Annotated in this window: 27 protein-coding genes; 18 read left to right on the forward strand and 9 right to left on the reverse strand. The window is 45.5% G+C overall.

What is annotated here, in order from left to right:
• Positions 1 to 69: 69 nt before the first annotated feature.
• The 4 genes from obgE to hpt form a co-directional block, all read right to left on the reverse strand.
• On the reverse strand, positions 70 to 1,071 hold the full coding sequence (gene obgE, locus HYN59_RS01385; RefSeq protein WP_108776560.1) for a GTPase ObgE: 1,002 nt from the start codon (positions 1,069 to 1,071) through the stop codon (positions 70 to 72).
• Positions 1,072 to 1,191: 120 nt separating this feature from the next.
• Complete coding sequence (locus HYN59_RS01390) at positions 1,192 to 2,418, reverse strand: hemolysin family protein (RefSeq protein ID WP_245895737.1); 1,227 nt, start codon at positions 2,416 to 2,418, stop codon at positions 1,192 to 1,194.
• A 62-nt stretch (positions 2,419 to 2,480) separates the two neighbouring features.
• Complete coding sequence (locus HYN59_RS18210) at positions 2,481 to 3,056, reverse strand: adenylate kinase (RefSeq protein WP_245895631.1); 576 nt, start codon at positions 3,054 to 3,056, stop codon at positions 2,481 to 2,483.
• A gap of 18 nt (positions 3,057 to 3,074) precedes the next feature.
• Positions 3,075 to 3,605, reverse strand: coding sequence for a hypoxanthine phosphoribosyltransferase (hpt, locus tag HYN59_RS18215; RefSeq protein ID WP_245895634.1), 531 nt, complete (start codon positions 3,603 to 3,605; stop codon positions 3,075 to 3,077).
• Between the two features lie 178 nt (positions 3,606 to 3,783).
• Here hpt and HYN59_RS01400 point away from each other — a divergent pair, with 178 nt between their 5' ends.
• The 4 genes from HYN59_RS01400 (at position 3,784) to HYN59_RS01415 (ending at position 9,394) form a co-directional block, all read left to right on the forward strand.
• Positions 3,784 to 5,061 carry a PQQ-dependent sugar dehydrogenase gene (locus tag HYN59_RS01400; RefSeq protein WP_108776562.1) on the forward strand — a complete coding sequence of 426 codons (1,278 nt, stop codon included), beginning with the start codon at positions 3,784 to 3,786 and terminating at the stop codon, positions 5,059 to 5,061.
• Between the two features lie 213 nt (positions 5,062 to 5,274).
• The gene (locus tag HYN59_RS01405; protein ID WP_108776563.1) at positions 5,275 to 7,356 is read left to right on the forward strand and encodes a TonB-dependent receptor; all 2,082 of its coding nucleotides are present in this window, start codon (positions 5,275 to 5,277) and stop codon (positions 7,354 to 7,356) included.
• Positions 7,357 to 7,471: 115 nt separating this feature from the next.
• Positions 7,472 to 8,017, forward strand: a complete 546-nt coding sequence (locus HYN59_RS01410) for a hypothetical protein (RefSeq protein ID WP_108776564.1) — start codon at positions 7,472 to 7,474, stop codon at positions 8,015 to 8,017.
• Positions 8,018 to 8,152: 135 nt separating this feature from the next.
• Positions 8,153 to 9,394 carry a cation:dicarboxylate symporter family transporter gene (locus HYN59_RS01415; protein WP_108776565.1) on the forward strand — a complete coding sequence of 414 codons (1,242 nt, stop codon included), beginning with the start codon at positions 8,153 to 8,155 and terminating at the stop codon, positions 9,392 to 9,394.
• Positions 9,395 to 9,484: 90 nt separating this feature from the next.
• On the opposite strand, the gene HYN59_RS01420 is transcribed toward HYN59_RS01415, so the two are convergent.
• Together HYN59_RS01420 and HYN59_RS01425 are read right to left on the reverse strand one after the other, a co-directional pair.
• A complete protein-coding gene (locus tag HYN59_RS01420; protein WP_219928789.1) occupies positions 9,485 to 10,783 on the reverse strand; it encodes an MFS transporter in 1,299 nt (432 codons plus the stop codon).
• 238 nt (positions 10,784 to 11,021) lie between these two features.
• Positions 11,022 to 12,485 (reverse strand): glycoside hydrolase family 130 protein, encoded by a 1,464-nt coding sequence (locus HYN59_RS01425; protein WP_108776566.1) that lies wholly within the window; start codon positions 12,483 to 12,485, stop codon positions 11,022 to 11,024.
• A gap of 235 nt (positions 12,486 to 12,720) precedes the next feature.
• Between HYN59_RS01425 and HYN59_RS01430 the strand changes: the two genes are divergently transcribed.
• The 4 genes from HYN59_RS01430 (at position 12,721) to HYN59_RS01445 (ending at position 16,774) form a co-directional block, all read left to right on the forward strand.
• Positions 12,721 to 13,872 (forward strand): 5-(carboxyamino)imidazole ribonucleotide synthase, encoded by a 1,152-nt coding sequence (locus HYN59_RS01430; protein WP_108776567.1) that lies wholly within the window; start codon positions 12,721 to 12,723, stop codon positions 13,870 to 13,872.
• A 73-nt stretch (positions 13,873 to 13,945) separates the two neighbouring features.
• Entirely contained in the window at positions 13,946 to 14,434 is a 489-nt protein-coding gene (gene purE / locus HYN59_RS01435; protein ID WP_108776568.1) for a 5-(carboxyamino)imidazole ribonucleotide mutase, read from the forward strand.
• A gap of 19 nt (positions 14,435 to 14,453) precedes the next feature.
• Entirely contained in the window at positions 14,454 to 14,678 is a 225-nt protein-coding gene (locus HYN59_RS01440; protein ID WP_108776569.1) for a hypothetical protein, read from the forward strand.
• A 68-nt stretch (positions 14,679 to 14,746) separates the two neighbouring features.
• Positions 14,747 to 16,774 (forward strand): M3 family metallopeptidase, encoded by a 2,028-nt coding sequence (locus tag HYN59_RS01445; protein ID WP_108776570.1) that lies wholly within the window; start codon positions 14,747 to 14,749, stop codon positions 16,772 to 16,774.
• Positions 16,775 to 16,846: 72 nt separating this feature from the next.
• Here the strand turns inward: HYN59_RS01445 and HYN59_RS01450 are convergent, their stop codons facing one another.
• Positions 16,847 to 17,458 carry a hypothetical protein gene (locus HYN59_RS01450; protein ID WP_108776571.1) on the reverse strand — a complete coding sequence of 204 codons (612 nt, stop codon included), beginning with the start codon at positions 17,456 to 17,458 and terminating at the stop codon, positions 16,847 to 16,849.
• A 183-nt stretch (positions 17,459 to 17,641) separates the two neighbouring features.
• Here HYN59_RS01450 and HYN59_RS01455 point away from each other — a divergent pair, with 183 nt between their 5' ends.
• From HYN59_RS01455 to HYN59_RS01485, 7 genes are read left to right on the forward strand one after another with little or no spacing between them, the layout of a single operon-like run.
• Positions 17,642 to 18,148, forward strand: a complete 507-nt coding sequence (locus tag HYN59_RS01455; RefSeq protein ID WP_108776572.1) for a GbsR/MarR family transcriptional regulator — start codon at positions 17,642 to 17,644, stop codon at positions 18,146 to 18,148.
• Positions 18,149 to 18,201: 53 nt separating this feature from the next.
• The gene (locus HYN59_RS01460) at positions 18,202 to 18,528 is read left to right on the forward strand and encodes a hypothetical protein (RefSeq protein ID WP_108776573.1); all 327 of its coding nucleotides are present in this window, start codon (positions 18,202 to 18,204) and stop codon (positions 18,526 to 18,528) included.
• Positions 18,525 to 18,872 carry a hypothetical protein gene (locus HYN59_RS01465; protein ID WP_108776574.1) on the forward strand — a complete coding sequence of 116 codons (348 nt, stop codon included), beginning with the start codon at positions 18,525 to 18,527 and terminating at the stop codon, positions 18,870 to 18,872. Before HYN59_RS01460 ends, HYN59_RS01465 begins: the two co-directional genes overlap by 4 nt.
• Before the next feature lie 17 nt (positions 18,873 to 18,889).
• Positions 18,890 to 19,276, forward strand: coding sequence for a hypothetical protein (locus HYN59_RS01470; protein WP_108776575.1), 387 nt, complete (start codon positions 18,890 to 18,892; stop codon positions 19,274 to 19,276).
• A gap of 19 nt (positions 19,277 to 19,295) precedes the next feature.
• Positions 19,296 to 19,727 (forward strand): hypothetical protein, encoded by a 432-nt coding sequence (locus tag HYN59_RS01475; protein ID WP_108776576.1) that lies wholly within the window; start codon positions 19,296 to 19,298, stop codon positions 19,725 to 19,727.
• A gap of 1 nt (position 19,728) precedes the next feature.
• Positions 19,729 to 20,097, forward strand: a complete 369-nt coding sequence (locus HYN59_RS01480; protein WP_108776577.1) for a hypothetical protein — start codon at positions 19,729 to 19,731, stop codon at positions 20,095 to 20,097.
• Positions 20,072 to 20,938 (forward strand): methyltransferase domain-containing protein, encoded by an 867-nt coding sequence (locus tag HYN59_RS01485; protein WP_108776578.1) that lies wholly within the window; start codon positions 20,072 to 20,074, stop codon positions 20,936 to 20,938. The genes HYN59_RS01480 and HYN59_RS01485 overlap by 26 nt, the downstream gene beginning before the upstream one ends.
• Positions 20,939 to 21,063: 125 nt before the next feature.
• Here HYN59_RS01485 and HYN59_RS01490 read toward each other — a convergent pair whose 3' ends face one another.
• Both HYN59_RS01490 and HYN59_RS01495 read right to left on the reverse strand, forming a co-directional pair.
• Positions 21,064 to 21,441, reverse strand: a complete 378-nt coding sequence (locus tag HYN59_RS01490; protein WP_108776579.1) for a hypothetical protein — start codon at positions 21,439 to 21,441, stop codon at positions 21,064 to 21,066.
• 15 nt (positions 21,442 to 21,456) lie between these two features.
• The gene (locus HYN59_RS01495) at positions 21,457 to 22,269 is read right to left on the reverse strand and encodes a UbiA prenyltransferase family protein (protein WP_108776580.1); all 813 of its coding nucleotides are present in this window, start codon (positions 22,267 to 22,269) and stop codon (positions 21,457 to 21,459) included.
• 135 nt (positions 22,270 to 22,404) lie between these two features.
• Here HYN59_RS01495 and gcvP point away from each other — a divergent pair, with 135 nt between their 5' ends.
• The 3 genes from gcvP to HYN59_RS01510 all read left to right on the forward strand — a co-directional run bounded on the left by gcvP (position 22,405) and on the right by HYN59_RS01510 (position 26,643).
• Positions 22,405 to 25,254, forward strand: coding sequence for an aminomethyl-transferring glycine dehydrogenase (gcvP, locus tag HYN59_RS01500; RefSeq protein WP_108776581.1), 2,850 nt, complete (start codon positions 22,405 to 22,407; stop codon positions 25,252 to 25,254).
• A gap of 106 nt (positions 25,255 to 25,360) precedes the next feature.
• On the forward strand, positions 25,361 to 26,155 hold the full coding sequence (locus tag HYN59_RS01505; RefSeq protein ID WP_108776582.1) for an ATP-grasp domain-containing protein: 795 nt from the start codon (positions 25,361 to 25,363) through the stop codon (positions 26,153 to 26,155).
• A 116-nt stretch (positions 26,156 to 26,271) separates the two neighbouring features.
• Positions 26,272 to 26,643 carry a group III truncated hemoglobin gene (locus HYN59_RS01510; protein ID WP_108776583.1) on the forward strand — a complete coding sequence of 124 codons (372 nt, stop codon included), beginning with the start codon at positions 26,272 to 26,274 and terminating at the stop codon, positions 26,641 to 26,643.
• Positions 26,644 to 26,703: the final 60 nt, after the last annotated feature.

A 26,703-nucleotide genomic window follows, 5' to 3' on the forward strand; every position in this document is an offset into this window, starting at 1 on the left:
AACACCGAAAGACACTAATACAATTTGTGTGAAAAGTCTTAAACGTGAATTCGCTTTATGCCACCAACTTTAATTATTAAGCATCTGCCACAACTTGTCTTTTAATTCGGTTAACCCCTGCTGGGCCACTGATGATATGAACATATACGGAATGCCTTTAAATTCTTTATCCAGCACCTGTTTCAGTTCAGCTTTCAGCTCGTCATCCAGCATATCGGATTTAGAAATGACAACCAACCTGTCTTTATCCAGCATTTCGGGATTATAGCGTCGGAGCTCATCCAGCAATATCTCGTATTGTTCTTTAATATCATCAGCATCAGCCGGGATAAGGAACAGCAGTGTCGAGTTCCTTTCGATATGGCGAAGGAAGTAGTGACCAAGCCCTTTGCCTTCGGCAGCGCCTTCTATGATTCCCGGTATATCTGCCATTACAAAGGATTGGTAATCCCTGTAGGCAACGATACCAAGGTTTGGTTTTAGTGTCGTGAACGGATAATCTGCGATCTTTGGCTTGGCAGATGTCAGTACCGAAAGCAATGTTGATTTGCCCGCATTCGGAAAGCCTACAAGGCCCACATCGGCAAGCACCTTCAACTCTAGCAGTACATCCTTTTCCTCGGCCGGCATACCCGGCTGGGAATACCTCGGGGTCTGGTTGGTCGAACTGCGGAAATGCCAGTTGCCCAGTCCGCCCTTGCCGCCTTTTACCAATATTTGCTTTTCACCGTCTTCGGTAATTTCAAAAAGCACCTCACCGGTTTCCTGGTCCTTTACCACAGTACCCAACGGCACCTCAATATATTTGTCCTCACCATCGGCACCGGTACTGCGTGCGCTTCCGCCATCGCCGCCATGGGTCGCCTTAATGTGGCGCGCGAACTTTAAGTGAAACAATGTCCAAAGGCTTTTATTGCCTACAAGGTACACATGCCCCCCACGGCCGCCGTCTCCGCCGTCCGGGCCACCTTTTTCAATAAATTTTTCCCTGTGTAAATGCGTAGATCCCTTACCCCCTTTTCCGGAGGATACATATATCTTTACATAATCTACAAAATTTCCTTCTGTCATTTTTTTAGTTTAAAGTTTAAAGTTTAAAGTTTAAAGTTGCCAATCAGCACTTTTAACTTCCCCTAAAACTTGTTTTTATTCTTACAGAAAATTTAAACTTTCAACGTTTAAACATTCAACTTATTCTTTTAAAGACCGTATTTTCACCTTATCGATCTTCACGCCGTCCATTTTTTCTACTTCCAGCTCAAACAGGTGCCATGCCAGTTTTTCGCCTTCTTTCGGGATGTAGGACAACTCGGTCATAATGAGGCCGCTTACGGTGGTCACTTCATAATCGTTGATCAGCTCATCCAGGTCGAAGTACGTCAGGAAGTCGTGCAGCGGATAATGCCCGTCTACCAGCCACGTGCCGTCTTCATTGGCTACCAGCTGGAATTCGTCATGATAAAAATCGGCCGCATCGCCCACGAGGGCTTCCAATATATCGTTCAGGGTTATTATCCCCTGGAAAATACCGTATTCATCTGTCACCAGGGCATAATGCACCTTGGTTTTTTTAAATATTTCCAATGCTTTATAGGCAGAGGTATGCTCAATCAGGTACACCGGTTCTTTTACAATGTCTTTCAGCCTGAAATCAGGCTTGTCAAAATTAGCAAAGATATCTTTCAGTAAGGCAATGCCTATCACGTCGTCCAGGCTTGTCCCTTCACATACAGGGTATACCGAGTGCAGCTCCTGCAGCATTATATCGCGTATGCCGGCATTATCAGATCCCGTAGAAAGATACGCCACCGATTTCCTGTGGGTCATAAGCGAGTTCACTTTCCTGTCACCGATATGGAAAACCCGCTCCATGATATCGTGCTCTATCTCCTGTACTTCACCGCCTTCGGTACCTTCTTTAATGATCGCCTTAATTTCCTCTTCCGTCACTTTCCCGTCAGCCGTTGGACGTATACTGAATATCTTCAGCAGGAAGTCGGTCGTAGTGGTCAGCATCCATATAAAAGGCGCTGTGATGATGGAAATATACTTCATCGGCAGTGCCATGGCTTTTGCAATGCTTTCGGGGTAATTGAGGCCTATCCTTTTTGGAAGCAGCTCACCAAGCACCAGCGAGAAGAAAGTCAGTATCACTACCACGATCCCAACAGAGATGTTCTCTGCATAAGGCTTCAGTACCGGGAATTGCTCTATGAAAACCCGTACGTCGTCAGTTACTTTGTCGCCGCTGTAAATACCGGTCAGGATACCGATGAGCGTTATGCCTATCTGTACCGTAGAGAGGAATTTGTTGGGCGAGTTGGCAAGGTCGAGCGCAGCCTGTGCGCTGGCATTACCCTTTTTAGCAGCCATTTCGAGGCGGTTCTTACGGGCAGAGATCAGTGCGATCTCGCTCATGGAGAACACGCCGTTAAGAATAATAAGAAATAATATTATGGCTATTTCCAATGGTGGAATTTTTAGTTAAGCGTATCGATCACTGTACTTAATCGATCTGTAATTTCAGCTATTTCGCCGATGCCGTCCACACCGTGGAATTTACCCTGTTTCCTGTAGTACTCCATCAGCGGCGCCGTCTTTTCATTGTACTCCTGGTAGCGGTTCCTTATAAGGTTTTCATCCTGGTCGTCCGGCCTGCCGCTGGTCTTGCCCCTTTCAAGCAGGCGCTGCACCAATACTTCATCATCGGCTTCAAGGCCAACAGTTGCATCTACCTTCCAGCCTTTCGATTCCAGAAAGGTGTCCAGCGCTTCTGCCTGTGCGATCGTACGCGGAAATCCGTCAAATAGGAATCCGGCAGTATCCGGATGTTTTTCGGCCTCATCCTGCAGCATTTTTATCGTAAGCTCATCCGGAACCAGGTCGCCTTTATCCATGTAAACCTTTGCCTGACGGCCAAGTTCGGTATTATTCTTCAGGTTGTAACGGAACACATCGCCTGTAGAAATATGTGTCAGGTTGTATTTTGTCTTTAAAAATTCGGCTTGTGTCCCTTTGCCTGCACCCGGCTTTCCGAATAGTACGATATTGATCATTGTAGTAGTTAGGTTGTGTTATGATTGTAATTGATAAATTTCAGGTAGGTTGCGCCCCAGCCCGTCGTAATCCAGGCCGTAGCCCACGATGAACTTATTGGGGATCTCGAAGCCAATGTAATCCAGCGCGATGTCTTTAGTATACGCTTCCGGCTTAAAGAACAGTGTGGCGATCTTCAGCTGCTTCACGTTCTGGCTTTCAAACATTTTTTTAAGCTCTACAATAGTATTGCCGGTGTCTACGATATCCTCGATAATGACTACACTTCTGCCTTCAAGGCTCTGGCTGAGGCCGATGAGTTGCTTTATCTCGCCGGTGCTTTCGGTACCTTCATAGGAAGCCAGCTTTACAAAGCTCACTTCGCAGGGGCCATCGTAATGTTTTACAAAGTCGGACACTACCATGAATGCACCATTGAGCACACCAATGAAGACCGGGGTTTCGTCTTTCAGGTCGGATTCCGCCTGTTTTGCCATCCGCATAACTACTGCATCAATATCTTCTGCAGTAATAAATGGCACAAAATGTTTGTCGTGAAGCTGTATCACCCTATTAATTTAATGATTTGGAATAATTTGCAAATATACTAATTCGCTGATAGCTGATAAATTATACGCCTGTAATTTGTAATATTTTTATGAATGTTAAATTACCGCTAATAGTCAAGGGTTTGGGAACGCAAATGGGTAAATTCGTTATGCATTGAATAACCGAATTACTTTTACCATGAAAACATCGTATATCACACTGGCACTTATTGCCCTGGCAACACTTGGCTCGTGCAAAAAAGACCGCGTTACCAAAGAAGAAAAGCAGGAGGCCAAAGCCGAAGGCAGCACTACTGTAAAAACAGCTATTGGCGACCTTACGCTGCCGGCCCCCTTTAGCACAGAATCGGCAACAAAAAAGAACAGCATGGCCGACTGGCCGGAAGGGCAGACACCAAAGGCCCCTGAAGGGTTTACCGTAACTAAATTTGCGGGAGACCTGAAGAATCCGCGCAACACTTATATCTCACCGAATGGGGATATTTTTGTAGCAGAATCGGGCACCAGTGGCAGCGCCGACCAGATCACGGTATTGCGCGATAAAGATAAAGACGGCACTTATGAAACACGCGCTGTTTTTGCTGAGGACCTGAACCAGAATTACGGGATGCTTATCCTGAAGAATTATTTTTACATTGCCAATACCGACGGGCTGTACCGCTATCCTTACAAAGATGGCGATATGAAACTGCAGGGCAAAGGTGAAAAAATTGTCGACCTGCCGGCAAAAGGATACAACAACCACTGGACCCGAAACCTCTTGACGAATGCCGATGGCTCTAAGATATACATCTCTGTAGGATCATCAAGCAACGTTGCTGAGCATGGGATGGATCACGAAGTACGCCGAGCCAATATCCTGGAAATAAACCCGGATGGCACCGGAGAGCGTGTTTTTGCCAGCGGACTTAGAAATCCTGTAGGCATGGACTGGAACCCTGCCAATAAGGAATTGTGGACAGCCGTTAACGAGCGCGATGAGCTGGGCGACGAGCTCGTACCCGATTATATAACCAGTGTAAAAGAAGGCGGTTTTTACGGATGGCCTTACTCTTACTATGGCAAGATAGAAGACCCCCGCATGAAGGGACAGGGTAAAGACCTTGTTACCAAAGCTATTGTGCCCGATGTTCCTGTAGGAAGCCATACTGCATCATTAGGGCTCGCTTTTTATACTAAAGATGCTTTTCCTGCGCAATATAAAAATGGCGCTTTTGTAGGGCAGCATGGCTCATGGAACCGCTCTATACTAAGCGGTTATAAAGTGATCTTTATACCGTTTAAAGACGGCAAACCGTCAGGGCCGCCGCAGGATTTCCTTACCGGTTTCATTGCCGATGAGAAAAAAGCGGAAGTCTGGGGACGCCCTGTGGATGTAACCGTGATGAATGATGGTTCGCTATTGGTGAATGATGATGCGGGGAATACGATTTGGAGAGTGAGTGCCTCAAAATAAATTCCAAAAGACAATTCCAAATAATAAAATTGAGCTGCATTTAACCACATAGGCACATAGGCTTTTTAGTGGAAATTTATATTTAAGGATTGCATAAGCATACATAGATGAAGCGTAGCTTCAAACTATGTGTGACTCTGTCTCCTTCAAGAACTATGAAACCTATGTATCTATGTGGTTAAATTATCTATCCTATTTGTTTAGCTTTATGCCATGCTAAAAAAACTACTGCTACTATTTTTTTTCTTTACTATAAATGCTTTTGCGCAACAACCTGCTGACAGCATTCCCGCAAAAAACACATTGCAGGAAGTTATAATTAGCAATTACCACGTCAACGACAGCCTGCTGAATGCACCTGCCTCTATTGGTGTATTGTCTGCTGCTCAGCTACAGCGGAATAACCTCTCGGATATTTCGCCGGTACTGAATACGCTGCCGGGCGTTTTCATGCAGTCGGGCGGCATCAATACCAACCGCATTTCCATTCGCGGCATCGGGGCACGAACGCCTTACGGCACTAATAAGATACGGGCATTTTATGGCAGTATTCCTTTGACATCAGGTGACAGCGAGACTACCATTGAAGACATCGACCTTGAGATTATCGACCAGGTGGAAGTCATTAAAGGGCCGCTTTCCAGCCTATATGGCGCGGGACTCGGTGGAGCTATTTTGCTTTCGCCAAAACTCGCAGCAGCATCGGGAAGCACCGGGCGGGTCAGCAGCACACATGGGTCGTTCGGATTGATGAAAAACACCATTGGCTACAGCCTTAATACCGAAACTGCCAGCCTGAACCTGAGTTACCATAAATTAGAAACGGGCGGCTACCGGGATAACAGCGCTTACAACCGTGAGGGCGTTACGCTTGCTGGCGAACTGTTTCGGAGAGAGAACAGCAAGCTTACGTACTTTGGGAACTATACCTATATGAAAGCCTTTATTCCGAGTTCTATTGATAAGGCAACTTTTGAGAATAATCCGAGGGCGGCAGCCTTTACATGGAACGCTTCCAAAGGATATGAACAATACGATTCGTATCTGGGCGGACTGGCGTATGACTGGAAGGCCACAAACTGGCTGAAGAATTCCACTTCGGTATTCGTAAACTTTAAGCAGAGTTATGAGCCCCGCCCTTTTGATATCCTTACGCAGGATACTAAAGCATGGGGAGCGCGCACGCATTTTTTCGGTGATTTTAAATTGAGGGAGATGAAGTCGCAGTTCATTGCCGGGCTGGAATATTTCAATGACGGATTTAAAGGCGGAACGTATGCCAACCTTTATCAAGACAACAACGGACAGGGTTCGCTCCAGGGCGACAGACTGACGGGTTCCGAACAAAAGCGCGACTTCATCAATGCGTTTGCGCAGCTGCGGGTACAGCTTTCGCGAAAGTTTGAAATGCAGGCCGGGCTGAATTACAACAAGACGCAGTTTGAATTGGATAACACTTTCCCTGCTGAGGCTACATCTTCCGAAAGCTACAGCTACAAAGGCATCTGGTCACCCCAGGTTTCGCTACTGTACAAGCCTTCGAAATGGCAGACGGTCTATGCCTCGGTGAGCCGCGGGTTTTCGCTTCCGGCTATTGAGGAAACATTGACCGCAAACGGTACCATCAACCCAAACATCAAACCCGAGAACGGCTATAACTTTGAAGTCGGAGGTAAATTTTACCTTTTGGATAAAAACCTCTATGCCGAAATTTCTTTATACAGGATGCAGATAAAAGACCTGCTTGTGGCACAGCGCGTGGGCAACGACCAGTATGTTGGTGTGAATGCGGGTGAGACATTGCACCAGGGCATTGAGGCATCCTTAAATTATAACTGGCAATTGGGAACCGACCTTGCTTTGCGTCCTTATGCTGCCGCTTCTATTGGGAAATATGAATTTAAGGAGTTCGTGAATAATGGTATTGATTATTCGGATAACAACCTGACGGGTGTTCCTAATAACAAGATCAATGCAGGCTTTACATTGCTTATCCCAAAAGGGCTTTACCTTTCTGCTGACTATTATTATGTGGACAGGCTCCCATTGAATGATGCTAATTCGCTTTATGCAGATGGATACAACCTGCTGAACGCGAAAGCGGGTTGGCGGCATGAGCTGTTCAAAGGGTTTCTGGCGCATATATCGGCAGGGGTGAATAATGCTACCGATACCCGCTATGCATCAATGGTGCTGGTTAATGCCACGGGGGTTAACGGAGCCTCGCCTCGGTATTATTATCCGGGGCTGCCGGTAAATTATTATGGGAATGTGTCGGTGAGTTATTCGTTTTAGTTTGTCATGCTGACGACGGAAGCATCTTTATCAAACAAAGATTCTTCACTCCGCAAGCTACGTTCAGAATGACAAGGCGTAAATTTTCGTATTTTCGTTTTCAAATCATCTCCCTTTGGACCAGCAGTTTTATAATAGCATCGTAAACAGCACCGCCCACCGCCCCATTCGCGATCTGCTTTCGGGACAGGTGCTGGACAACCCGGAATTGCTGCCCGACCTGCTGCACATTGCTTTCGACAAAAAAGATAATAGCTACCACAAGGCCTGCTGGATTCTGGAACTGGTGATGGAAGCAAAGATTGAATGGCTGGCCCCACACCTTGATGATTTTTGCATTATGCTTTCAACCTACACGCATGAGGGTGCAATACGTTCGATCTCCAAGATCTGCCTGTTTGCGGTAACCCGGCATCAAAAACAGCATCTCCTTTCTGCAAAGCATTCTGAACAGATAACAGAAGCCTGCTTTGACTGGCTCATCGACCCGAATGGGAAAGTCGCTGCGAAAGCATACGCTATGAGGGCGCTTTTCCTTATCGGCAAAAAAGAGGACTGGATATACCCGGAATTGCAACGGATACTTTCGGAAGATTCGGTGAAGCATACGGCGGCTTATAAAGGTGCTGCGAAGGATATTTTGAGGAGGATAACACTTTAGTTATTACTTCTCGTCAGACTTTGCAGTGCAACGTCTCTACAACGGTGTTCATCATATTCCTTATTGATACGACACAGAGTGGTGTAATGCAACATCTGACAATCTTATTGAAGATAAAATCTTATCTTCGGCACGATGAAACCTATTGACGACATTCCGCAACCAAAACAAAGCCTGCTCTTCAGGATAACTACCAACCTTACCTTTTGGGTACTGATCGCGATACTTGCAGGCATATTGCTCGGGCATTTTTATCCGGCCACGGCTGTGAAAATGGAAATTATCGGCACCTGGTTCGTGAAGGTCATCAAGGTATTCATTGCGCCTATCATTTTCCTGACGATCGTTTTGGGTATTGCCGGTATGGGCGACCTTAAAAAGGTGGGACGGATCGGGTTGAAATCGCTTATTTATTTTGAAGTAGTTACCACGTTTGCATTAGCTATTGGCGTTACGGTCGCTTATTTTATGGAGCCGGGAAAAATTGACAAAGCCGGGCTGAATATGCAGAACCCGTCAAAATACACCCAGGACGCAAAAGCTTTCAGCTGGCTGCAGTTTTTTCTGGACAATATTACACTACAAGTGTTGCTCGCTGCGATAATCGTTGGTGTTGCGCTCAATTATTATAAAAAGCGGGAACAGGCTATCGGCGTTTTATATACCTGCTCGAAATATGTATTTCTGGCGTTAAAATGGGTAATGTACCTTGCGCCACTCGGGACATTCGGCGGAATGGCGTTTACCGTGGGTAAATTCGGGCTGCACACGCTGATCCCGTTAGGCAAACTGATGCTGACAGTTTATATTACCATGGCAATATTCATTTTTGTGGTACTGGGCAGCATCATGAAGTATTACAAACAGAATATTTTTACGTTCATAAAGTACATAAGGGCTGAGCTACTTATTGTTTTAGGCACGTCATCATCTGAAAGTGCGTTGCCCAACCTGATGGAAAAGCTCGAAAAGATGGGCTGCAGCAAATCGGTTGTCGGGTTGGTGGTGCCTACGGGCTATTCGTTCAACCTGGATGGAACTTCGATCTATCTTTCGATGGCCGTGATATTCCTGGCGCAGCTTTATAATGTACACCTGACTTTTGGGGAAATAGTTACTGTAATAGGCTTGCTGATGCTGACCTCCAAAGGTGCGGCGGGTGTGACGGGAAGCGGATTTATCGTACTGGCTTCTACATTGACAGCTATTCACAAGATCCCTGTAGAGGGGCTGGCGTTCCTTTTGGGTGTGGATAAGTTTATGAGCGAGGCACGGGCGATTACCAATTTTATTGGGAATGGGGTAGCGACTATTGTTATTTCTAAATCGGAAGGGGAGTTTGTAGATGTGGATAAACCGATAGTGGAGGCTGATTAAAATGGAACGCGGATGACGCGGATCGAGCGGATGACCGCGGATTTTTCCAAAGAAAAAGATCATTCATGACTACAAAAGGCACGAGTGTAGCTACTCCTTCTCCTTTGAAGAGGGCTGGGGTGAGGCCTCATCTTCGCTATCGTAGTTGAAGTTTCGCAATTTTGGTGCGCCGAAGAATGTGACTGCGACTACACCTAAGGTAAGGCAACCGCCGACTACAACGGCACGCACCGTACCCAGCCAGTGCGCCATGACACCGCTTTCGAAATCGCCCAACTCGTTGCTGGAGCTTACAAAAATGGTGTTTACCGAGGCTACACGCCCGCGCATATGATCGGGCGTAACAAGTTGTAATATCGTACTGCGGATGACTACGCTGACAGCATCGAACATACCTGATAAAAGCAGCATGGCAAAGGACAATATAAAATTGGTAGAAAGCCCGAAGCCAATGATACAGAGCGCAAAGCCGGTTACTGCGATAAATAATTTTCTTCCCGGATAGGTCTTTAACGGCAGGAATGCCAAAAGGCCAAGTGTGAGCAACGCCCCTATTCCCGGCGCAGAACGCAGCAGACCGAAACCAACCTCATCTACATGCAATATCTCTTTTTGGTACACCGGCAGCAGGGCGACCGCACCACCAAACAGCACGGAGAACATGTCCAGCATTTGCGCCCCGAAAAGGGCCGGCGTTTTGACAACAAATTTTATACCCTGCGAAAGGCTTTGAAGAAAGGGTTCTTTCTCCTGCTTGAGGATAGGCTTGCGCTTAATAGCAAGCATTGGAAAAAGGAGCAGTACCTGTATAACGATAACAGCAAACATACCGTTGACTATACCGTTCATGGCTATCATAAGCCCGCCTGCCAATGGGCCGAGCATAGCGCCTGTTTGCCAGGCCATGCTGCTCCAGCTTGTGCCGTTGGGAAAATGTTCCCTGGGAACCACAAGCCCGAACAATGAGAACATAGAAGGCCCCATGAAAGTGCGTATTATTCCCCCGCAAAAAACGAAGAAATAAATGAGGTATAGCACGGTGTGCATGCCCAATTCGGCAAAAGCGTAAGAGGTGGTCAGCGTGAACAGGCAGGTACCGGTTATGATGTAGCTCGTAATACAGAACAGCACCATCTTGCGCTTTTCGCTAAGGTCGACAAAGTGGCCGGCAAACAGCGAACAGCCTATGGCAGGTATTACCTCGGCAAGGCCAACGAAACCGAGTGCCAGCTTATCATTGGTAATGTGGTACACCCAATAATAAATGATGGTAGACTGCATGTTAAGGGTAAAAATGAGCCCGAAGCGCACAGTGAGAAACAAGCGGAATTCCTTTAGCCTTAGCGCAGGATTTTTGCCAAAAAATCCTTTTTCCGTAACCTCTTCCAATTTATGATGCTTTATTTTTTATTAGTTTCAAAGGTCTTGTTTTACTACAAAGGCAGTAGGTTTTGGATAAATAATCTTAATTTAAACTCACAGTGCATCGCGACCTGCCTATCGGCAGACACGCTGCGCCCGATGCGACAAACGTTAACGACTGACAAAACATAAATGACATACTGCTTTCAAAAAACTGTGGCTGCGACCTGCCTTTGCCGGCATGCAGGCTGAAAACTAAAAAAACCTACCCTCCATTACGAAGCCTGTCGAGTAGTGTCCGTATATTCACCGTTGCAAAACCGGAACTGTGGTCGGAATGGCCGTACGGGAGTATCAGCTCTCCGTTATGGATCACCGACCCGCAGGAATAAACAACATTCGGCACATAGCCTTCGCGCTCGTCCGGGTTCGGCACTATGAGCGGGTCGCGCAGCCTGCCAATCTCTATAGACGGGTCATGTATGTCCAGCAGCGACGCCCCAATTGTGTAGCGGCGCATTGGTCCCACGGCATGTGTTATTACGAGCCATCCGTATTCGGTTTCTATAGGTGAGCCGCAGTTGCCTATCTGCACAAATTCAAAATGGTATTCAGGCCCCTGTATCTTGATAGGGTTTTCCCATTCGTTGATATTGTCGGAATACATCAGGTAGTTGTTCCAGCCATCAATCCGGGAAAGCATGGCATACTTGCCGTTGATCTTACGGGGAAACAGCGCCAGATTTTTGTTCTTGGCCCCTGTCCCATTGAGCGGGCTGGTCTTGAATTCGTAAAAATCGGTGGTCTTCAGCAGCTTTGGCATGATGTGCACGCCATCATAGGCCGTATAGGTGGCATAATAAACCGCCTTGCCATTATCATCGGTAAATTTTACAAAGCGGGCATCCTCGATACCTTTCGACTCAAAGTCGGATATCGGGAAAATCACGCGATCGCTGATATCAGTATCTTTTGAAAAACTTATCCTCCTGTAGCTGTCGGAAAGCGCCAGCAGAAGGTTATATTGCCTTATGACAACGGGATCATCTGTTTTTTGGCGGGCTTCGAGCACTACCTTTTTAAGCTGCTCATAGTCGAAACGGTCTTCAAGCTGGTTTGTGACCATTTCCAGGAATCCGCCATTTATATCGGCCTCCTGCGCTTTTTTAAGGAAAAGGCGTTTATGGTAGATGATGTTGTGTATCTTGTCGGCCTCATCGATATAGTTCCCCGCAGGCATTACTATAATATCATTGTTCCTGTCGATCATCGCCCGGCGGAACACCACTGAGGACACGTGTCCCTCGCCCACCGCACGGAAGCTGATGATAACGCGCAGCTGCCCTTCCTCAAGATTGGACTGGTCAGGGTCCGGCACTATGGACGGGTTAAAGAAGGCTGCCGATTCGATGGAATACTCATGGGTAAAATAGGATCCGATCAGCAGCTTTGTGTAATCGTCAAGCTTTTCGAAGTCGCCACCTGCCATGGCAATATATCTCTTTACGCGCTCGCAATGGCGGAAAAGTTTTTTTGTGATGCTCCTGTGCCTTTTCGAAAAATCCTGCAACAGGGGCGAAATCAGGCCGAAGGTTTCTTCTTTATCAAGAGCCAGTATTTTTTTCAGCAGTTCGACAGCCCTTTCTTCACCATTGAAAAAAAAGCGTGCGATCACGCGTCGTGTATCGGGAAGTACTTTTGCCGGTTTTCTTTCTACGGTTAATCTCATACGTAAACATTTGTATCCGCAGGTGCGGATTAGTGAACCTCTAAAATACGCATAATTTCAAATACGGAAAGCTTGAAAATGCTAAAATTATCGTAAAAATACTACAAAGGAAATGTGTGCGTTTTTGCAGCGCACCTACCTGTGGCAGGCAGGTTCATAACCCGGTTTTTATACCACATGTGACTTAATTTTTAGTAATAAATAGTATCTTTGGCATTGAAACAACAACACAACAATGAACTATTTTTCTTCTGATTTTAAACTGGGGATACTGGGCGGCGGCCAGCTTGGCAAGATGCTGCTGACGGAGACCCGGAAATTCGACATACAGACGTATGTGCTCGACCCGAGCGATGAGGCGCCGTGCAAAATTGGCTGCAACCAATTCTTTAAAGGCGACCTTATGGATTATGACACCGTGTACAACTTTGGCAAGCAGGTAGACGTGCTGACCTTTGAAATAGAGCATGTAAACGTTACCGCCCTCGAAAAGCTGGAGGCGGAAGGCATACAGGTGTACCCATCGCCAAAGACGCTGAACCTCATCCAGAACAAAGGGACACAGAAGGATTTTTATGCTCATCATAAAATCCCTACTGCCGATTACCGCAGGTTTGAAACGCTGGCCGAACTTATACGAGCTGTCGAAGAAAAGCATATTATAATGCCTTTTGTATGGAAAAGCACCGAAGGCGGGTACGATGGCATGGGCGTTAAAGTAGTCCGCAATGCTGAAACTTTGGAGAGCCTGCCGGATGTGCAATGCATTGCCGAGGCGATGGTGCCCTTTAAAAATGAGTTGGCGGTTATCGTGGCACGCAACCCGTCGGGAGAGATAAAAACGTACCCGGTGGTGGAAATGGAATTCCATCCAGAGGCCAACCAGGTGGAGTATGTGATATGCCCGGCACGGATAGACCATGTAGTGTCTGAAAAAGCACGTGCTATTGCATTGAAGGTATCAGAGCATTTCGACCATGTGGGATTGCTGGCCGTAGAAATGTTCCAGACCATAGACGATGAAATTTTAGTAAATGAAGTTGCCCCACGTCCACATAACAGCGGGCATTATTCTATTGAAGCAAGCTACACATCGCAATTCGAGCAACACTTACGCGCAATACTCGACCTGCCGTTGGGCAATACTGATAGCAAGGCCGCCGGGATCATGGTGAACCTTGTGGGCGAGGAAGGCTACAGCGGGAACGTAGTGTATGAGAACATTGACAAGATAATGAAGCTGGACGGCGTTACACCCCACATATACGGTAAGAAACAAACAAGGCCGTTCCGCAAAATGGGGCATGTGACGATAGTGAACAAAGATATTGAGCAGGCAAGGAGAATTGCTGAGGAAGTAAAGAATACAATTAGAGTTATAGCATAAATTGTTCCGGGTTTGGAGTTTTGGGTTCAGAGTTAACCCGGAACCCTAAACCCGGAACCCTAAACCTGAAGTTATGAAAGTAGCAGTGATAATGGGCAGCATATCGGATATGCCGGTAATGCAGGATGCCATAGATATATTGAAGGAATTCGGGATTACAACGGAGATCGATATTGTATCGGCGCACCGTACGCCGGAGAAATTGTTTGAATTTAGTAAAGATGCACATATAAAAGGTATTTCGGTTATTATTGCCGGAGCCGGTGGTGCAGCGCATTTGCCGGGAATGGTGGCCTCTATGAGTCCGCTGCCTGTGATTGGTGTACCGGTAAAATCCAGCAACTCCATTGATGGTTGGGACAGCGTTTTATCTATACTGCAAATGCCGGGCGGCGTTCCTGTAGCTACCGTGGCTTTAAATGGCGCGAAAAATGCAGGGATACTTGCCGCACAGATAATAGGCAGCCACGACAAGATCGTGCAGGCAAAAATGATAGCATACAAATTAAGCCTGAAAGAAGCGGTGAATAAGGCTTCGGAGGGATTGAGGAATAAGGAATAGTTTTTGTAAAAGATAAGCTATGGATATAAATGCTGCAAAAATAGAGTTGATACAAATTGTCCTTGACCTGGATGATGCTGAACTTATTGTAAAAGCAATTCAATTTCTCAAAAATGAGCAGACTGACTTCTATGACGAATTGTCGGAGGATGAAAAGCTTGAAATACAATACGGACTTGAACAACTTGACAGGGGTGAAAGGATTTCGTGGGAGGATTTCAAAGAGAGACGGCTTAAAAAGTAACATTACAAGAATCGATAAAAAAATTCAATCAGAAAAGAGATCCGTAAATACTACGGGCAAATATAACCATGAACTTACTCACACAAAAATTTACCACAAAACACGATACCGCACCATTTAGTGGGATAAAGACCGAAGATTTCATGCCTGCTTTTAAAGAAGGAATTGAAATTGCGCGCAAGGAAATTGATGCTATTGTTGCTAACCCTGAGGAGCCGACTTTCGAGAACACCATTGAAGCCATGTCATTCGGCGGCGAGGTTCTGGAACGTACCTCATCGATATTCTTTAACCTACATTCGGCGGAAACCAATGATGAGATACAAAAGATCGCGATGGAAGTGTCGCCCCTGCTCTCGGAATTCGGCAATGACGTTCGCCTGAACAAAGAGTTGTTTGAGCGTGTAAAAGCTGTTTATGACAAAAGGGATTTGCTGAACCTTACACCGGAACAAACCACTTTGCTCGAAAAGAAATACAAAGGCTTTTCGCGCAATGGCGCCAACCTTGCGGAAGACAAGAAAACACGACTTCGTGAGATTGACAAGGAGCTTTCCCGGCTTAGCCTGCATTTTGGAGAAAATGTTTTAGCGGAAACCAATGCCTACCAACTGTATATTACCGACGAAAAAGACCTGTCCGGACTACCGGAAGGGACAATAGAAGCCGCCCGCGAGCTGGCTATGAGCCTTGAAAAAGAGGGCTGGGTATTCACGCTGGATTACCCGAGCTACGTACCCTTCATGACCTATGCCGATAACCGTGAACTGCGTAAGGAACTGGCAATTGCTTTTGGAGCAAAGGCTTTTCAGGGGAATGAGTTTGACAACCGTGAGATTGTTTTAAAGATAGCGCAACTGCGCCATGAGCGTGCCAACCTTTTGGGTTATAAATCGCATGCTGATTTTGTATTGGAAGAGCGCATGGCCGAAAGCCCGGAGAAAGTGAAGTCGTTCCTGCAGGACCTGTTAGCCAAAGCGAAGCCTGCAGCCGAAAGGGAATTTGCCGAACTGACCGCTTTCGCAAAAGAAACAGACGGGCTTGACCACCTTGAGAAGTGGGATGGCGCTTACTATTCTGAAAAACTAAAGCAAAAGCTCTTCAATCTTGATGATGAGAAGCTGAAACCGTATTTTAAGCTGGAAAATGTACTGAACGGCGCGTTTACCATTGCCGGAAAACTGTACGGATTGAAGTTTGACGAAGTAAAGGACATTGACACCTACCATAAGGACGTTACAACTTACGAAGTAAGAGATGAAAATGGAAACCTTGTCGCGATTTTCTACGCCGATTTCTTTCCAAGAAAAGGGAAACGCAACGGCGCGTGGATGACCTCGTTTAAGTCGCAGTACGTAAAGGACGGCGTGAACGAAAGGCCGCATGTTTCGATCGTGTGCAACTTTACCAAGCCTACAGAAACTAAGCCGTCGCTGCTCACATTTAATGAAGTGACAACGCTGTTCCATGAATTTGGGCACGCGCTGCACGGCATGCTGGCCGATACAGTCTACCCGAGCCTTTCTGGCACTAGTGTATATTGGGATTTTGTGGAGCTGCCAAGCCAGGTGATGGAAAACTGGTGCTATGAGCCGGAAGCATTGGCCTTTTTTGCACATCACTACCAGACCGGCGAGATGATCCCTATGGAATACATCAACAAAATAAAAGAGAGTGCAAGTTTCCAGGAAGGCATGGCTACAATGCGCCAGCTGAGCTTCGGCTTGCTGGACATGGGATGGCACAGCGCCGACCCAAGTGGCATAACCGACCTGAAAGCCTTTGAAACGGAGCAATTCGCCACAACGCAATTGTATCCCGATGTAAAGGAAAATGCCATGAGCACGGCGTTCTCGCATATCTTCCAGGGCGGGTATTCGTCCGGATACTACAGTTACAAGTGGGCGGAGGTACTGGATGCAGATGCTTTTGAGCTCTTCCTCGAAAGAGGTATTTTTGATAAAGAGACCGCGATGAGCTTTAAAAATAACGTACTTTCTAAAGGCGGCACAGAGCACCCAATGCTTTTATACAAGCGCTTCCGCGGGCACGAACCAAAGCCTGACGCATTGCTGAAAAGGGCGGGGCTTCTTTAGATTGTTGGACTGTTAGATCATTGGATTTTTAGATATTGGAAACCCCGGAGTTTATGGCTTCGGGGTTTTGTTTTAGTCTTTTAGAATATAATATGCAAGCCATCCTATAGTATAAGTTACATCCTGATTCATAAATTTAGGGTCGGGATCATCACCTTCTTCATTTAATTTTCTTTTACCTGGACAAAAAGGCCAAGATCCCGTGCAATATGTATGGCAAAATCCTATTGTATGCATATATTCATGACATATATTGACAGCCAGGGCTTGAGCAAAAGAAAGATCTGGCATATTATCCTTTATGTTTTCGTACCATGCATATGTCGTAGATGAACCCGGGCTTGTTTCTCCTAAAGAGCTTCCACTTCTTTCAAGTATTAATTTAATTGCCACTTCAGGCTTTGAAAACAATTTGTCTAGTACCTGGTTACCTGATATCCTTCCATTTATAGTTTGAATATTTCTGCAACCATCACAATAGCTTTTACAGTCAAAAGACAATTTGCTTACCTGATATTGAAATTCCTGAGAATTAAAAATAACATTGACTAATCTAAATGCCTCTTCTGCATCTTTTTTGAATCGAGGATCAAATAGCTTTGAGTCAGGATCATACTTTATAATGATACTCCTTGGGGTGGCATATGATAACCCCACAACAAAAAATAAAAATAAAAATTTCATAAACTAATCTTTTAAGTTATTTATAATTACGTATTAAACCGGGTAATAAAGATATACTGAAAAATCATCTTCACACCAAGTGTTTTTACCTGTTTTTCAGCAAAGTAAAAAACAGGTAAAAATACGCAATAAATAACTTTCATTTATTTTTGAAAGTTTAAAAATAAACTATATCTTTGAGCTATGGAATTCAGTGAAGCAAAAAATAAGTTCGTACAAACCTGGGGGGCATTGGGTTCCCAGTGGGGCATCAACAAGACGATGGCGCAGATACACGCCCTGCTGATGGTAGCTCCCGAACCGCTATCTATGGAAGATGTGATGGAAGAGCTCCAGATATCCCGCGGCAATGCCAGCATGAACCTTCGTGCGCTTATGGACTGGGGTATTGTATATAAGGAGTACAAGCAGGGTGAGCGCAAGGAGTTCTTTACCGCCGAAAAGGATCTTGACGAACTGGCAGTGAAGATAGCACAGGAGCGCAGCAAACGTGAAATAAAGCCTGCGCTGAAAGTACTTAAAGACGTTTCGACAGCGGTAAAAGAGAACAAATCGGCTGAAGCGAAGCATTTCACAGAGCAGACGACCAAGCTGTACGACTTTGTGCTGAAAGCTGACAATATGCTCGAAAAAGCGACCGAAATGAAGGACAACTGGCTGGGAAGCCTTATCCTAAAAATCATGAGGTAAAAAAATTTAAATCAATGTTTCATTTTTTTCTGAAACTTTAAAATTTATAGTATATGAAAAATATAAATTATATGAATTATGCAATGGTGGGTATCCCATTGTTCCTCATAGGAGTAGGATGGCTGATTAATCCTGATATGATAATTTCCGGGTTACTTTTCACCATAGTGACCGACGCTTTTCAGCTGATTGTGGGCATTGGGTTGTTTATAGACAGCGGTTACAGGGACAGTTATTTAGGAGTTTACCTTATTGGCGTAGCGATATTCTTTGCATTATGGATATTCATTGCACAGACGTGGATCATCGCCATCCCTCCCCTTCTCGCCTTATACCTGAGCATCATTATATTCACAAAAGCAAAACACGCAAAGCCATGAACCTCAACCTGGTCGCTTACAGCATTTTCCTGGCAATCGTAATCTATATTATCGTGGTGGTGGGGCGCATCTGCTATCGCAACGGCAACCTCTTTGTTTTAGAGCTGCTGCCGGGCCACGAGGATCTTTGCCTCCGCATCAATAAAATACTACTGATGGGCTACTACCTTGTCAACATAGGGTATGCTGCCATGACGCTCGTTAGTTGGGAGAAAATTACCGGGCTGCCGCAGCTTGTGGAGGTTATCGCCATAAAAACCGCTGGTATCATCTGCATCATCTCAGCCTTGCATTACCTCAATATTTACCTGCTTACCAATCATGTTCAAAAACTTATTCGATAAACCAAATATTCAACCTCATGGAAACTTCAAAAATTTTAACCGGTTACGCCATCTACTTACCCCTCGCACTCGCACTGACTTTTTTTGTATCCCGTACGCTTTTCAGGAACGGGAAGATCTTTATGCTCGACATATTCAAGGGACGTGAAGACATTGCCAATGCTACCAATCGCCTTTTCGAGACCGGGTTTTACCTGCTCAACCTCGGCTTTGCCCTGATGATACTGCGCCTCGACCTTAGCAGCAACAGTTACCAGTCGCTTGTAGAAGCACTGAGTTACAAGATTGGCGGCTTTTCGATTTACCTGGGCCTGATGCTGTTCTTTAACCTGTACTTCTTTTTCAGGGGTAAAAGAAAAGCAAAAGAGAACCGTACCGAAGAAAGAATCGTTTTTAAAGCCTGATAACCTTAAACCAACCATCATGAACTTTACCATCCCAAACTGGCTCATTATCCTCGGAGGCATCGGCCAGATATTTACAGCGCTCATTTATCCCTACATCCGCCATCGTGTTTTCGACTGGTATAATGATGTAAAGCAGCTGAAACCCCTGAACCAGGAGATTGCGAAAACCTACGGGCGCTACATACAGGGCTTAAACTTCAGCTTTGGGCTGATTGCTATTCTTATCCCAGACGACCTTAAAAACCAGACGCACCTTTCCATTGCATTAACCGGGCTCATTGCCGCTTACTGGGTAGGGAAAGTCGCCACACAAATAGCCTATTACCCTATGTATGACATTCCGAAGAAAATGCTGTTCCGTTTGGGCGGCTTTGGAATGAACGCACTGTTCACGCTCTTTGCTGTGGTTTACACCCTGCTGCTTATCCATAATTTAAAAGGTTTTTAAAATGAAAACCTTACACAAAATAAATACCTGGGCGGTTGTTACTAATTTATTCCTTTGCATAATCCCTTTCCTCGGGATGCTGGCCTTACTTCCTCTTGGTTTGCTGCAGCTAATACTGGCTTTTATAATTACAGGAAGATATTACAGGAATCTCGATCGGAAGCGGAGATCAGTATTGCTGAAATACTGGCTGTTTGTTACCCTGGAGGTTACTATTATGGTAGTAGTTTGTCTTTTTGATGGCTTCAGCGATCTTTCCGCCGTCTTCTTACTCTTCCTTTTCCCTGCCTGCATAGCTATTTACTTCGTTTATACAACCTACACCATCACCAAATATTTTAAATATGGGAACACTGCACCTCAACACTGAACTTTTACACTCGGAGAACAACACCAAAACTGCCGAATTGTATAATGAAGCTACCGAAGACTACGAATTCTGGAGCCGTGACTTCAATATGCACTTTGGTTATTACAGTCCGTTAAGCACCAACCCATTCCGGCGCGACAGCATGCTTAACGAAATGAACCGCCAGATATACGACCGACTTAACGCCAAAGGCCTGCTGTGCGATATGGGCTGTGGCATGGGCGGCACGATGAAATACGGACTTACAAAATACAAAGACCTTAGGATAATGGGCGTAACACTATCGGATTTCCAGGCAGAAGAAGGAAACAAAAGGCTCGAAGGGCTTAATGGATCTATCCTGAAAGAAGATTACAACCAGACTTCATTTGCTAATGATACCTTTGATGGCGTAATGGCTGTCGAAAGCTTTTGCCATAGCGGGCACAGCATTGATTCTTTTAGTGAAGCGTACCGGATACTGAAGCCCGGCGCAAAGCTTGTTGTCGCCGATGCCTTCCTTAAAAAAGACTTTGAAGAATTATGCATTGGAGGCAGCTACTGCTATAAAGGCCTTTGCAATGGCTGGAGCCTGGAAAAGCTGGGCAACATCCACAAAGTAAAAGCAATGCTGGAGGAGATCGGGTTTAAGAATATTACCATTGAAGATATTTCTTTCCGTGTAGCGACATCGGTACTGCATGTGCCCTTTGCGATAGGCGGCTTTATGATTCGTAAAATTTATAATGCCGAAGCATTGAAGCCGCAAAGCATTAAAAATTTAAAGGGCTCATTGTTTGCCTTATTGTCAGGGGTACAGATGAATAATTTTGGGTATTATATGATTACGTGTACAAAGTAGCAGGTTCCCTACTTGCAAGGTTTTCAAGAACCTTGTAGGTCGGACAAAACACAAAAAACCTTCAAGATGTTATGCTTTGGGGAATTTGGTGTTAACGCAATAGGAAATAGCCCCTATTAATGTCCTTAACGATATTTCATAGAGACAATAATTCCAGCAAATAAAATGATTGGAATAATGACTACAAATAGAAGATAGGCGCCTATCGGATATTTCTCTATCAATGGATATTTCCCTTCATATTTTTCTATTATTCTTTGTACTTTACTTTTCCTGAAAAGAAATAAATAATTAAGTATTATCAACATTACACTCATAATGATCATGTAAGCCTTAACATACTTACTGTAAAATTCTTTGCCATAATAGTCATTTATCAGCAACGAAGGTATACCTATAAAGAACAACCATTGCATAGCAACAAAAATCAGCTTAGCCTTTTGAAGATCACTTCCTGATTTTTCGTAAAACCCACACAATATGATATAGTACAGGAATTTCATGTTTTAAAATAATTTTTATCCAAACAAAACAACCAGTCCCAGCCAGAATATCGGTATCGCCTCTACCCAGAAAAGTGTGTAATACTTAGGCCTTTCGGGCGTAGCATAAATGGTGAAAATCGCAGTGGCAAGCACCATGCAGGAGTTGGCGGCCAGCTGTCGGTAGTCGATGGTTATCCTGAGCAATTCGAGGAAGAAGAGAAAGGCTAACAGAAATAGGTTGAGTATTTTGGTTTTCCGCACCCCTATCTGCTGCGGGATGGTTTTCAGGTGCGGGTCGTCTTCCTTCAGGTCGATGATCTCGAATACCAGTATAAGGACGATAATCAGCAGAAACCGTTGGGAAAATTTGAGATAGGCATCGGATGTCAGCGGCACCTCGGCATCAACAAGCGGCAGCACCAGCGTGATCCCGGCCCAGCACAATGCCACGATATAGATCTTTACCCCGCTCCAATTGCGCAGGTTTTTTGTATTCGGAAAGAAAGGCACGGTATAAAGGGCAGTCAACCCGAAAAAGACTATCGCGGTTATCTGCGTAATCCTTTCGAGAAAAAAGAAGCTTATCCCGGCAACGATGAGGGCAAGTGTACTAAGGCCCACGATAACTTTTATCCGCCTTCCCGCCGTCTTTTTTACACGGAACAATCCGTCGTATTTCATGAAATTATAGCTGAACATAGTACCGCAATAGGCAAACACCGCCACAGCCCAATTGAACGGCAGTCCAAACATGTGGTTGGTCATTAATACCAATGCCAGCACGCTCATGGCAACATGCATGCTTCCATAGATATAGGCCTTAAATAGCTGTTTAATCGCATTCATACCTTACAAAAATAACGAATATGACAACAGGAACAGTTTTGAGGTAAAAAATTCACAAATTGCAGTTCAAAAAAGCATTTTTAATTGAAGATATTTAGCTAATTTTGTGCCTCTAAATCTTTTGCTACAACACACATGAGAACAGATGCTTTTGCTTTAAGGCACATTGGCCCAAGGGAGAATGACCTCCAACATATGTTTAAGACAATTGGTGTCGAATCCATCGACCAGTTAATATACGAAACACTGCCGGATGACATCCGCTTAAAGGCGCCGCTGAACCTTGAGCCGGCCATGACCGAATATGAGTATGCAAACCATATCCAGCAATTAGGCAATAAAAATAAAATATACAGGTCGTACATCGGTTTGGGCTACCACCCTGCCATCGTGCCTGCCCCGATACAACGTAACATTTTCGAAAACCCGGGATGGTATACTGCCTACACGCCTTACCAGGCCGAGATAGCGCAGGGCCGCCTTGAGGCTTTGCTCAACTACCAGACTACGGTTATCGAATTATCGGGTATGGAAATAGCCAATGCATCGCTTCTTGACGAAGGTACTGCCGCCGCTGAGGCTATGGCGCTTTTGTTTGATGTGCGTACACGCGACCAAAAGAAAAACAACGTAAATAAATTCTTTGTTTCTGAAGAGATATTGCCGCAGACTTTATCTGTACTGCAGACACGTTCGACACCGATTGGCGTAGAGCTTGTTATAGGCAACCATGAGGAGTTTGGCTTTGGCGATGATTTCTTCGGGGCGATACTGCAATACCCGGGCAAATACGGCCAGGTATATGACTATGCCGGCTTTATCGCGAAAGCAAAAGAAAAAGAAATAAAAACAGCTGTTGCTGCCGACATCCTTAGCCTTGTGAAACTGACTTCACCGGGTGAAATGGGCGCAGATGTTGTTGTGGGTACAACGCAGCGTTTTGGTATCCCTATGGGTTATGGCGGGCCGCATGCAGCATTTTTCTGTACGAAAGAAGAATACAAGCGCTCAATGCCGGGCAGGATTATCGGGGTGACTGTTGATGCTAATGGCAACCGCGCACTGCGTATGGCATTGCAAACGCGTGAGCAGCACATCAAGCGCGAAAAAGCAACTTCAAACATCTGTACAGCGCAGGTACTGCTTGCCGTTATGGCCGGTATGTATGCGGTATACCACGGGCCGAAAGGGCTTGGCTACATTGCTGATAAAGTACATGCATCTGCCGTTACAACTGCCGATGCGCTGAACAAGCTTGGCGTTTACCAAACCAACACCGCTTTCTTTGACACTATCCTTGTAAAAGCCGATGCTGCCAAAGTGAAAGTTGCTGCCGAAAAGAAAGAGATCAACTTCTACTATGTAGATGCTGATACCATCTCTATTTCATTCAACGAAACGACATCTGTAAAAGACATCAATGATATCCTTGCCGTATTTGCGGAAGCGACAGGGAAAACTGCCGAGACTGTAAGCGAACTTTCAGGAAGCGTTGCTATCCCGGATGTGGTAAGCAGGACAAGCGAATTCTTGAAGCATGATGTATTCAACAAATACCACAGCGAAACGGCTATCATGCGCTACATCAAAAAACTGGAGCGCCTTGACCTTGCACTGAACCATTCGATGATATCATTGGGTTCATGTACCATGAAGCTGAATGCCGCATCGGAAATGCTGCCTTTGAGCATGGCCAACTGGAACAGCATCCACCCATTTGCCCCTGTTGATCAGGCAGAAGGCTACCAGCAAATGCTTAAAAAACTGGAAGAGCAACTAAACGTGATCACCGGATTTGCAGGCACTACGCTACAGCCTAACTCAGGTGCACAAGGCGAATATGCCGGCCTTATGGTGATACGCGCTTACCACCAGTCCCGCGGCGAAGGCCACAGGAACATAGCGCTTATCCCGGCTTCGGCACACGGTACCAACCCGGCAACCGCACACATGGCAGGTATGCAGGTAGTTGTGACCAAAACATCAGAGAATGGCAATATCGACGTGGAAGACCTGAGGGCAAAAGCCATTGAGCACAAGGATAACCTTGCCTGCCTTATGGTAACCTATCCGTCAACACATGGTGTATATGAAGCTTCGATAAGGGAGATCACAAACATTATTCACGAAAACGGAGGACAGGTATATATGGACGGTGCAAACATGAACGCACAGGTTGGCCTTACCAATCCGGCTACCATTGGCGCTGACGTTTGCCACCTTAACCTGCACAAGACTTTCGCTATCCCTCACGGCGGCGGAGGCCCTGGCGTTGGCCCTATCTGTGTGGCGAAACATTTGGTTCCGTTCCTGCCTACCAACCCTGTGATACCTACAGGCGGCAGCAATGCCATTACTGCTATTTCTGCAGCTCCATGGGGATCGGCGCTGGTATGCCTTATTTCTTACGGCTATATTACGATGCTTGGCGCGGAAGGACTTACAAATGCTACAAAATATGCAATCCTGAATGCAAACTATATTAAGGAAAGGCTGAGCGGCCACTACGAGACGCTGTACACCGGCGAGATGGGAAGGGCTGCCCACGAAATGATCATCGAATGCCGTCCGTTCAAGGCGAATGGCATCGAGGTTACGGATATTGCCAAACGTTTGATGGATTACGGCTTCCACGCTCCTACAGTTTCTTTCCCTGTGGCCGGAACGCTGATGATCGAGCCTACAGAAAGCGAGAACCTTGAGGAGCTTGACCGTTTTTGTGATGCGATGATCTCTATCCGTAAAGAGATCGAAGAGTCGAACGCTGATGATAAAAACAATGTACTTAAAAACGCACCGCACACACTTGCGATGCTGACAACTGATAACTGGACACTTCCTTATACAAGGGAGAAAGCAGCATTCCCGCTTGAGTACCTGCAGGAGAATAAATTCTGGCCGGGCGTAAGGAGGGTTGATGATGCCTACGGTGACCGAAATTTGATCTGTTCCTGTGCGCCTATTGAGGCGTATATGGAAAACTAATCAAGAAGAGGCTGCCACAGGGCAGCCTTTTTTTATGAATGTGCTGCCCGGATTATTAATTAAAACAAATTTAAATATTGAGAAAATTATTTTAAACTAAAACAAAATGGAAAAAAAGAGGATACTGATCGTTGGGCTTGAAGAAAATGAGGTGAATGCTATACGCAAAAACCTGGAGTTCGAATATTTGGTAATACACTACGACATGCTGCCGAACGTCAAACTCATGGAGGGGCAGCTGTTGGTGGAAAGCCCGACAGTACCCGGTAAATATTTTGTTGTAGATAAAGTAGTTTTCCATGGTATTTATGAAACAGATGTCGATTTCCTAACCCTACTGGCGTTGTGGAACGGACCTTGCCTGCCCGATGCGCTTGGCATGATGGATCTGAGGCAGCGCATACCGGGACTGGTGCGGGCGCTGAGGGCAACCAAATTCGGCAGCAGCAAACGAGGTATGGCTATAGGCAGGCAGCAATGGCATTCTGATACCGAGGTAGTGGCTAAGTGGGGCATCTGGCATTGCGGGGAAGACAAGCATAAGTTCAGCGGCGATTGGGAAAGCAGCGAAACTTCTGTGATCGAACCGTTCATCGATGGTGAAGCTTTACGCATAATGATCGTTGGCGACAGGCATTGGCAGATACGGCTTACCGGCGATGGATGGCTAAAGTCGATACACAATGAAGGTTCGTGGGAAATGGACGTTGACCCTGAACTACTGGAGGATAGCCTCAATATCGCAAAGCATTTTAATCTTGATGCCGTGGGTGTGGATTATATGGTAGGCAAGGATGGGCAACGGCATTTGCTGGAAGTGAACCACATCCCGAATGTAACGGTATTCCCTTTTATTACTGAAGCGTTTGTCGCGTATGCATCGGAGTGGATAATGAGATAAAAAGTTTAACCACTAACCTGCCTGCAGCTGCAGGCAGGTTAGTGGTTAAACTTTTTAATGACCCTCATCATTTTTAAAATTGATGAAATTCCTGTATTTTGTAGCAAATAAACCGTATGAAAGACATCGAAAACCGGCAGGACCTTGAATTGCTCCTGGCTGAATTTTATAACACCCTGCTGAAGGACCCGTCTATAAGCTATATTTTTACGGATGTGGCGAAGATCGACCTGCCGCACCACCTACCGATACTGGCTGATTTCTGGGAACTGAGCCTTTTTCATACCGGGGACTACAGGAACAACCCAATGAAAGTACACCTTGACCTTAATGCTAAGGAAAAGCTTACTGAACAGCACTTTGAAACCTGGCTCAACCATTTTTATGATACGGTGGACAGGCATTTTGAAGGACTGAATGCAGAAAAAATAAAAACACGCGCTGTATCTATAGCGACAGTGATGAAAATAAAATTAGCCGCAACTTAAATTATCGCTTTCTGATTATTCTTTAAAAAATATAAATTTTTAATAAATTTATATGCACGC

Origin of the sequence: Flavobacterium album (genome assembly GCF_003096035.1) — a bacterium.
GTDB classification, from domain to species: Bacteria; Bacteroidota; Bacteroidia; order Flavobacteriales; family Flavobacteriaceae; genus Flavobacterium; species Flavobacterium album.

Coding starts and splice junctions, on each gene's coding strand:
- obgE (WP_108776560.1), bottom strand. CDS start 1,071: ATGACAGAAGGAAATTTTGTAGATTATGTAAAGATATATGTATCCTCC.
- HYN59_RS01390 (WP_245895737.1), bottom strand. CDS start 2,418: ATGAGCGAGATCGCACTGATCTCTGCCCGTAAGAACCGCCTCGAAATG.
- HYN59_RS18210 (WP_245895631.1), bottom strand. CDS start 3,056: ATGATCAATATCGTACTATTCGGAAAGCCGGGTGCAGGCAAAGGGACA.
- HYN59_RS01400 (WP_108776562.1), top strand. CDS start 3,784: ATGAAAACATCGTATATCACACTGGCACTTATTGCCCTGGCAACACTT.
- HYN59_RS01405 (WP_108776563.1), top strand. CDS start 5,275: ATGCTAAAAAAACTACTGCTACTATTTTTTTTCTTTACTATAAATGCT.
- HYN59_RS01415 (WP_108776565.1), top strand. CDS start 8,153: ATGAAACCTATTGACGACATTCCGCAACCAAAACAAAGCCTGCTCTTC.
- HYN59_RS01425 (WP_108776566.1), bottom strand. CDS start 12,485: ATGAGATTAACCGTAGAAAGAAAACCGGCAAAAGTACTTCCCGATACA.
- HYN59_RS01430 (WP_108776567.1), top strand. CDS start 12,721: ATGAACTATTTTTCTTCTGATTTTAAACTGGGGATACTGGGCGGCGGC.
- purE (WP_108776568.1), top strand. CDS start 13,946: ATGAAAGTAGCAGTGATAATGGGCAGCATATCGGATATGCCGGTAATG.
- HYN59_RS01440 (WP_108776569.1), top strand. CDS start 14,454: ATGGATATAAATGCTGCAAAAATAGAGTTGATACAAATTGTCCTTGAC.
- HYN59_RS01445 (WP_108776570.1), top strand. CDS start 14,747: ATGAACTTACTCACACAAAAATTTACCACAAAACACGATACCGCACCA.
- HYN59_RS01450 (WP_108776571.1), bottom strand. CDS start 17,458: ATGAAATTTTTATTTTTATTTTTTGTTGTGGGGTTATCATATGCCACC.
- HYN59_RS01455 (WP_108776572.1), top strand. CDS start 17,642: ATGGAATTCAGTGAAGCAAAAAATAAGTTCGTACAAACCTGGGGGGCA.
- HYN59_RS01460 (WP_108776573.1), top strand. CDS start 18,202: ATGAAAAATATAAATTATATGAATTATGCAATGGTGGGTATCCCATTG.
- HYN59_RS01465 (WP_108776574.1), top strand. CDS start 18,525: ATGAACCTCAACCTGGTCGCTTACAGCATTTTCCTGGCAATCGTAATC.
- HYN59_RS01470 (WP_108776575.1), top strand. CDS start 18,890: ATGGAAACTTCAAAAATTTTAACCGGTTACGCCATCTACTTACCCCTC.
- HYN59_RS01475 (WP_108776576.1), top strand. CDS start 19,296: ATGAACTTTACCATCCCAAACTGGCTCATTATCCTCGGAGGCATCGGC.
- HYN59_RS01480 (WP_108776577.1), top strand. CDS start 19,729: ATGAAAACCTTACACAAAATAAATACCTGGGCGGTTGTTACTAATTTA.
- HYN59_RS01485 (WP_108776578.1), top strand. CDS start 20,072: ATGGGAACACTGCACCTCAACACTGAACTTTTACACTCGGAGAACAAC.
- HYN59_RS01490 (WP_108776579.1), bottom strand. CDS start 21,441: ATGAAATTCCTGTACTATATCATATTGTGTGGGTTTTACGAAAAATCA.
- HYN59_RS01495 (WP_108776580.1), bottom strand. CDS start 22,269: ATGAATGCGATTAAACAGCTATTTAAGGCCTATATCTATGGAAGCATG.
- gcvP (WP_108776581.1), top strand. CDS start 22,405: ATGAGAACAGATGCTTTTGCTTTAAGGCACATTGGCCCAAGGGAGAAT.
- HYN59_RS01505 (WP_108776582.1), top strand. CDS start 25,361: ATGGAAAAAAAGAGGATACTGATCGTTGGGCTTGAAGAAAATGAGGTG.
- HYN59_RS01510 (WP_108776583.1), top strand. CDS start 26,272: ATGAAAGACATCGAAAACCGGCAGGACCTTGAATTGCTCCTGGCTGAA.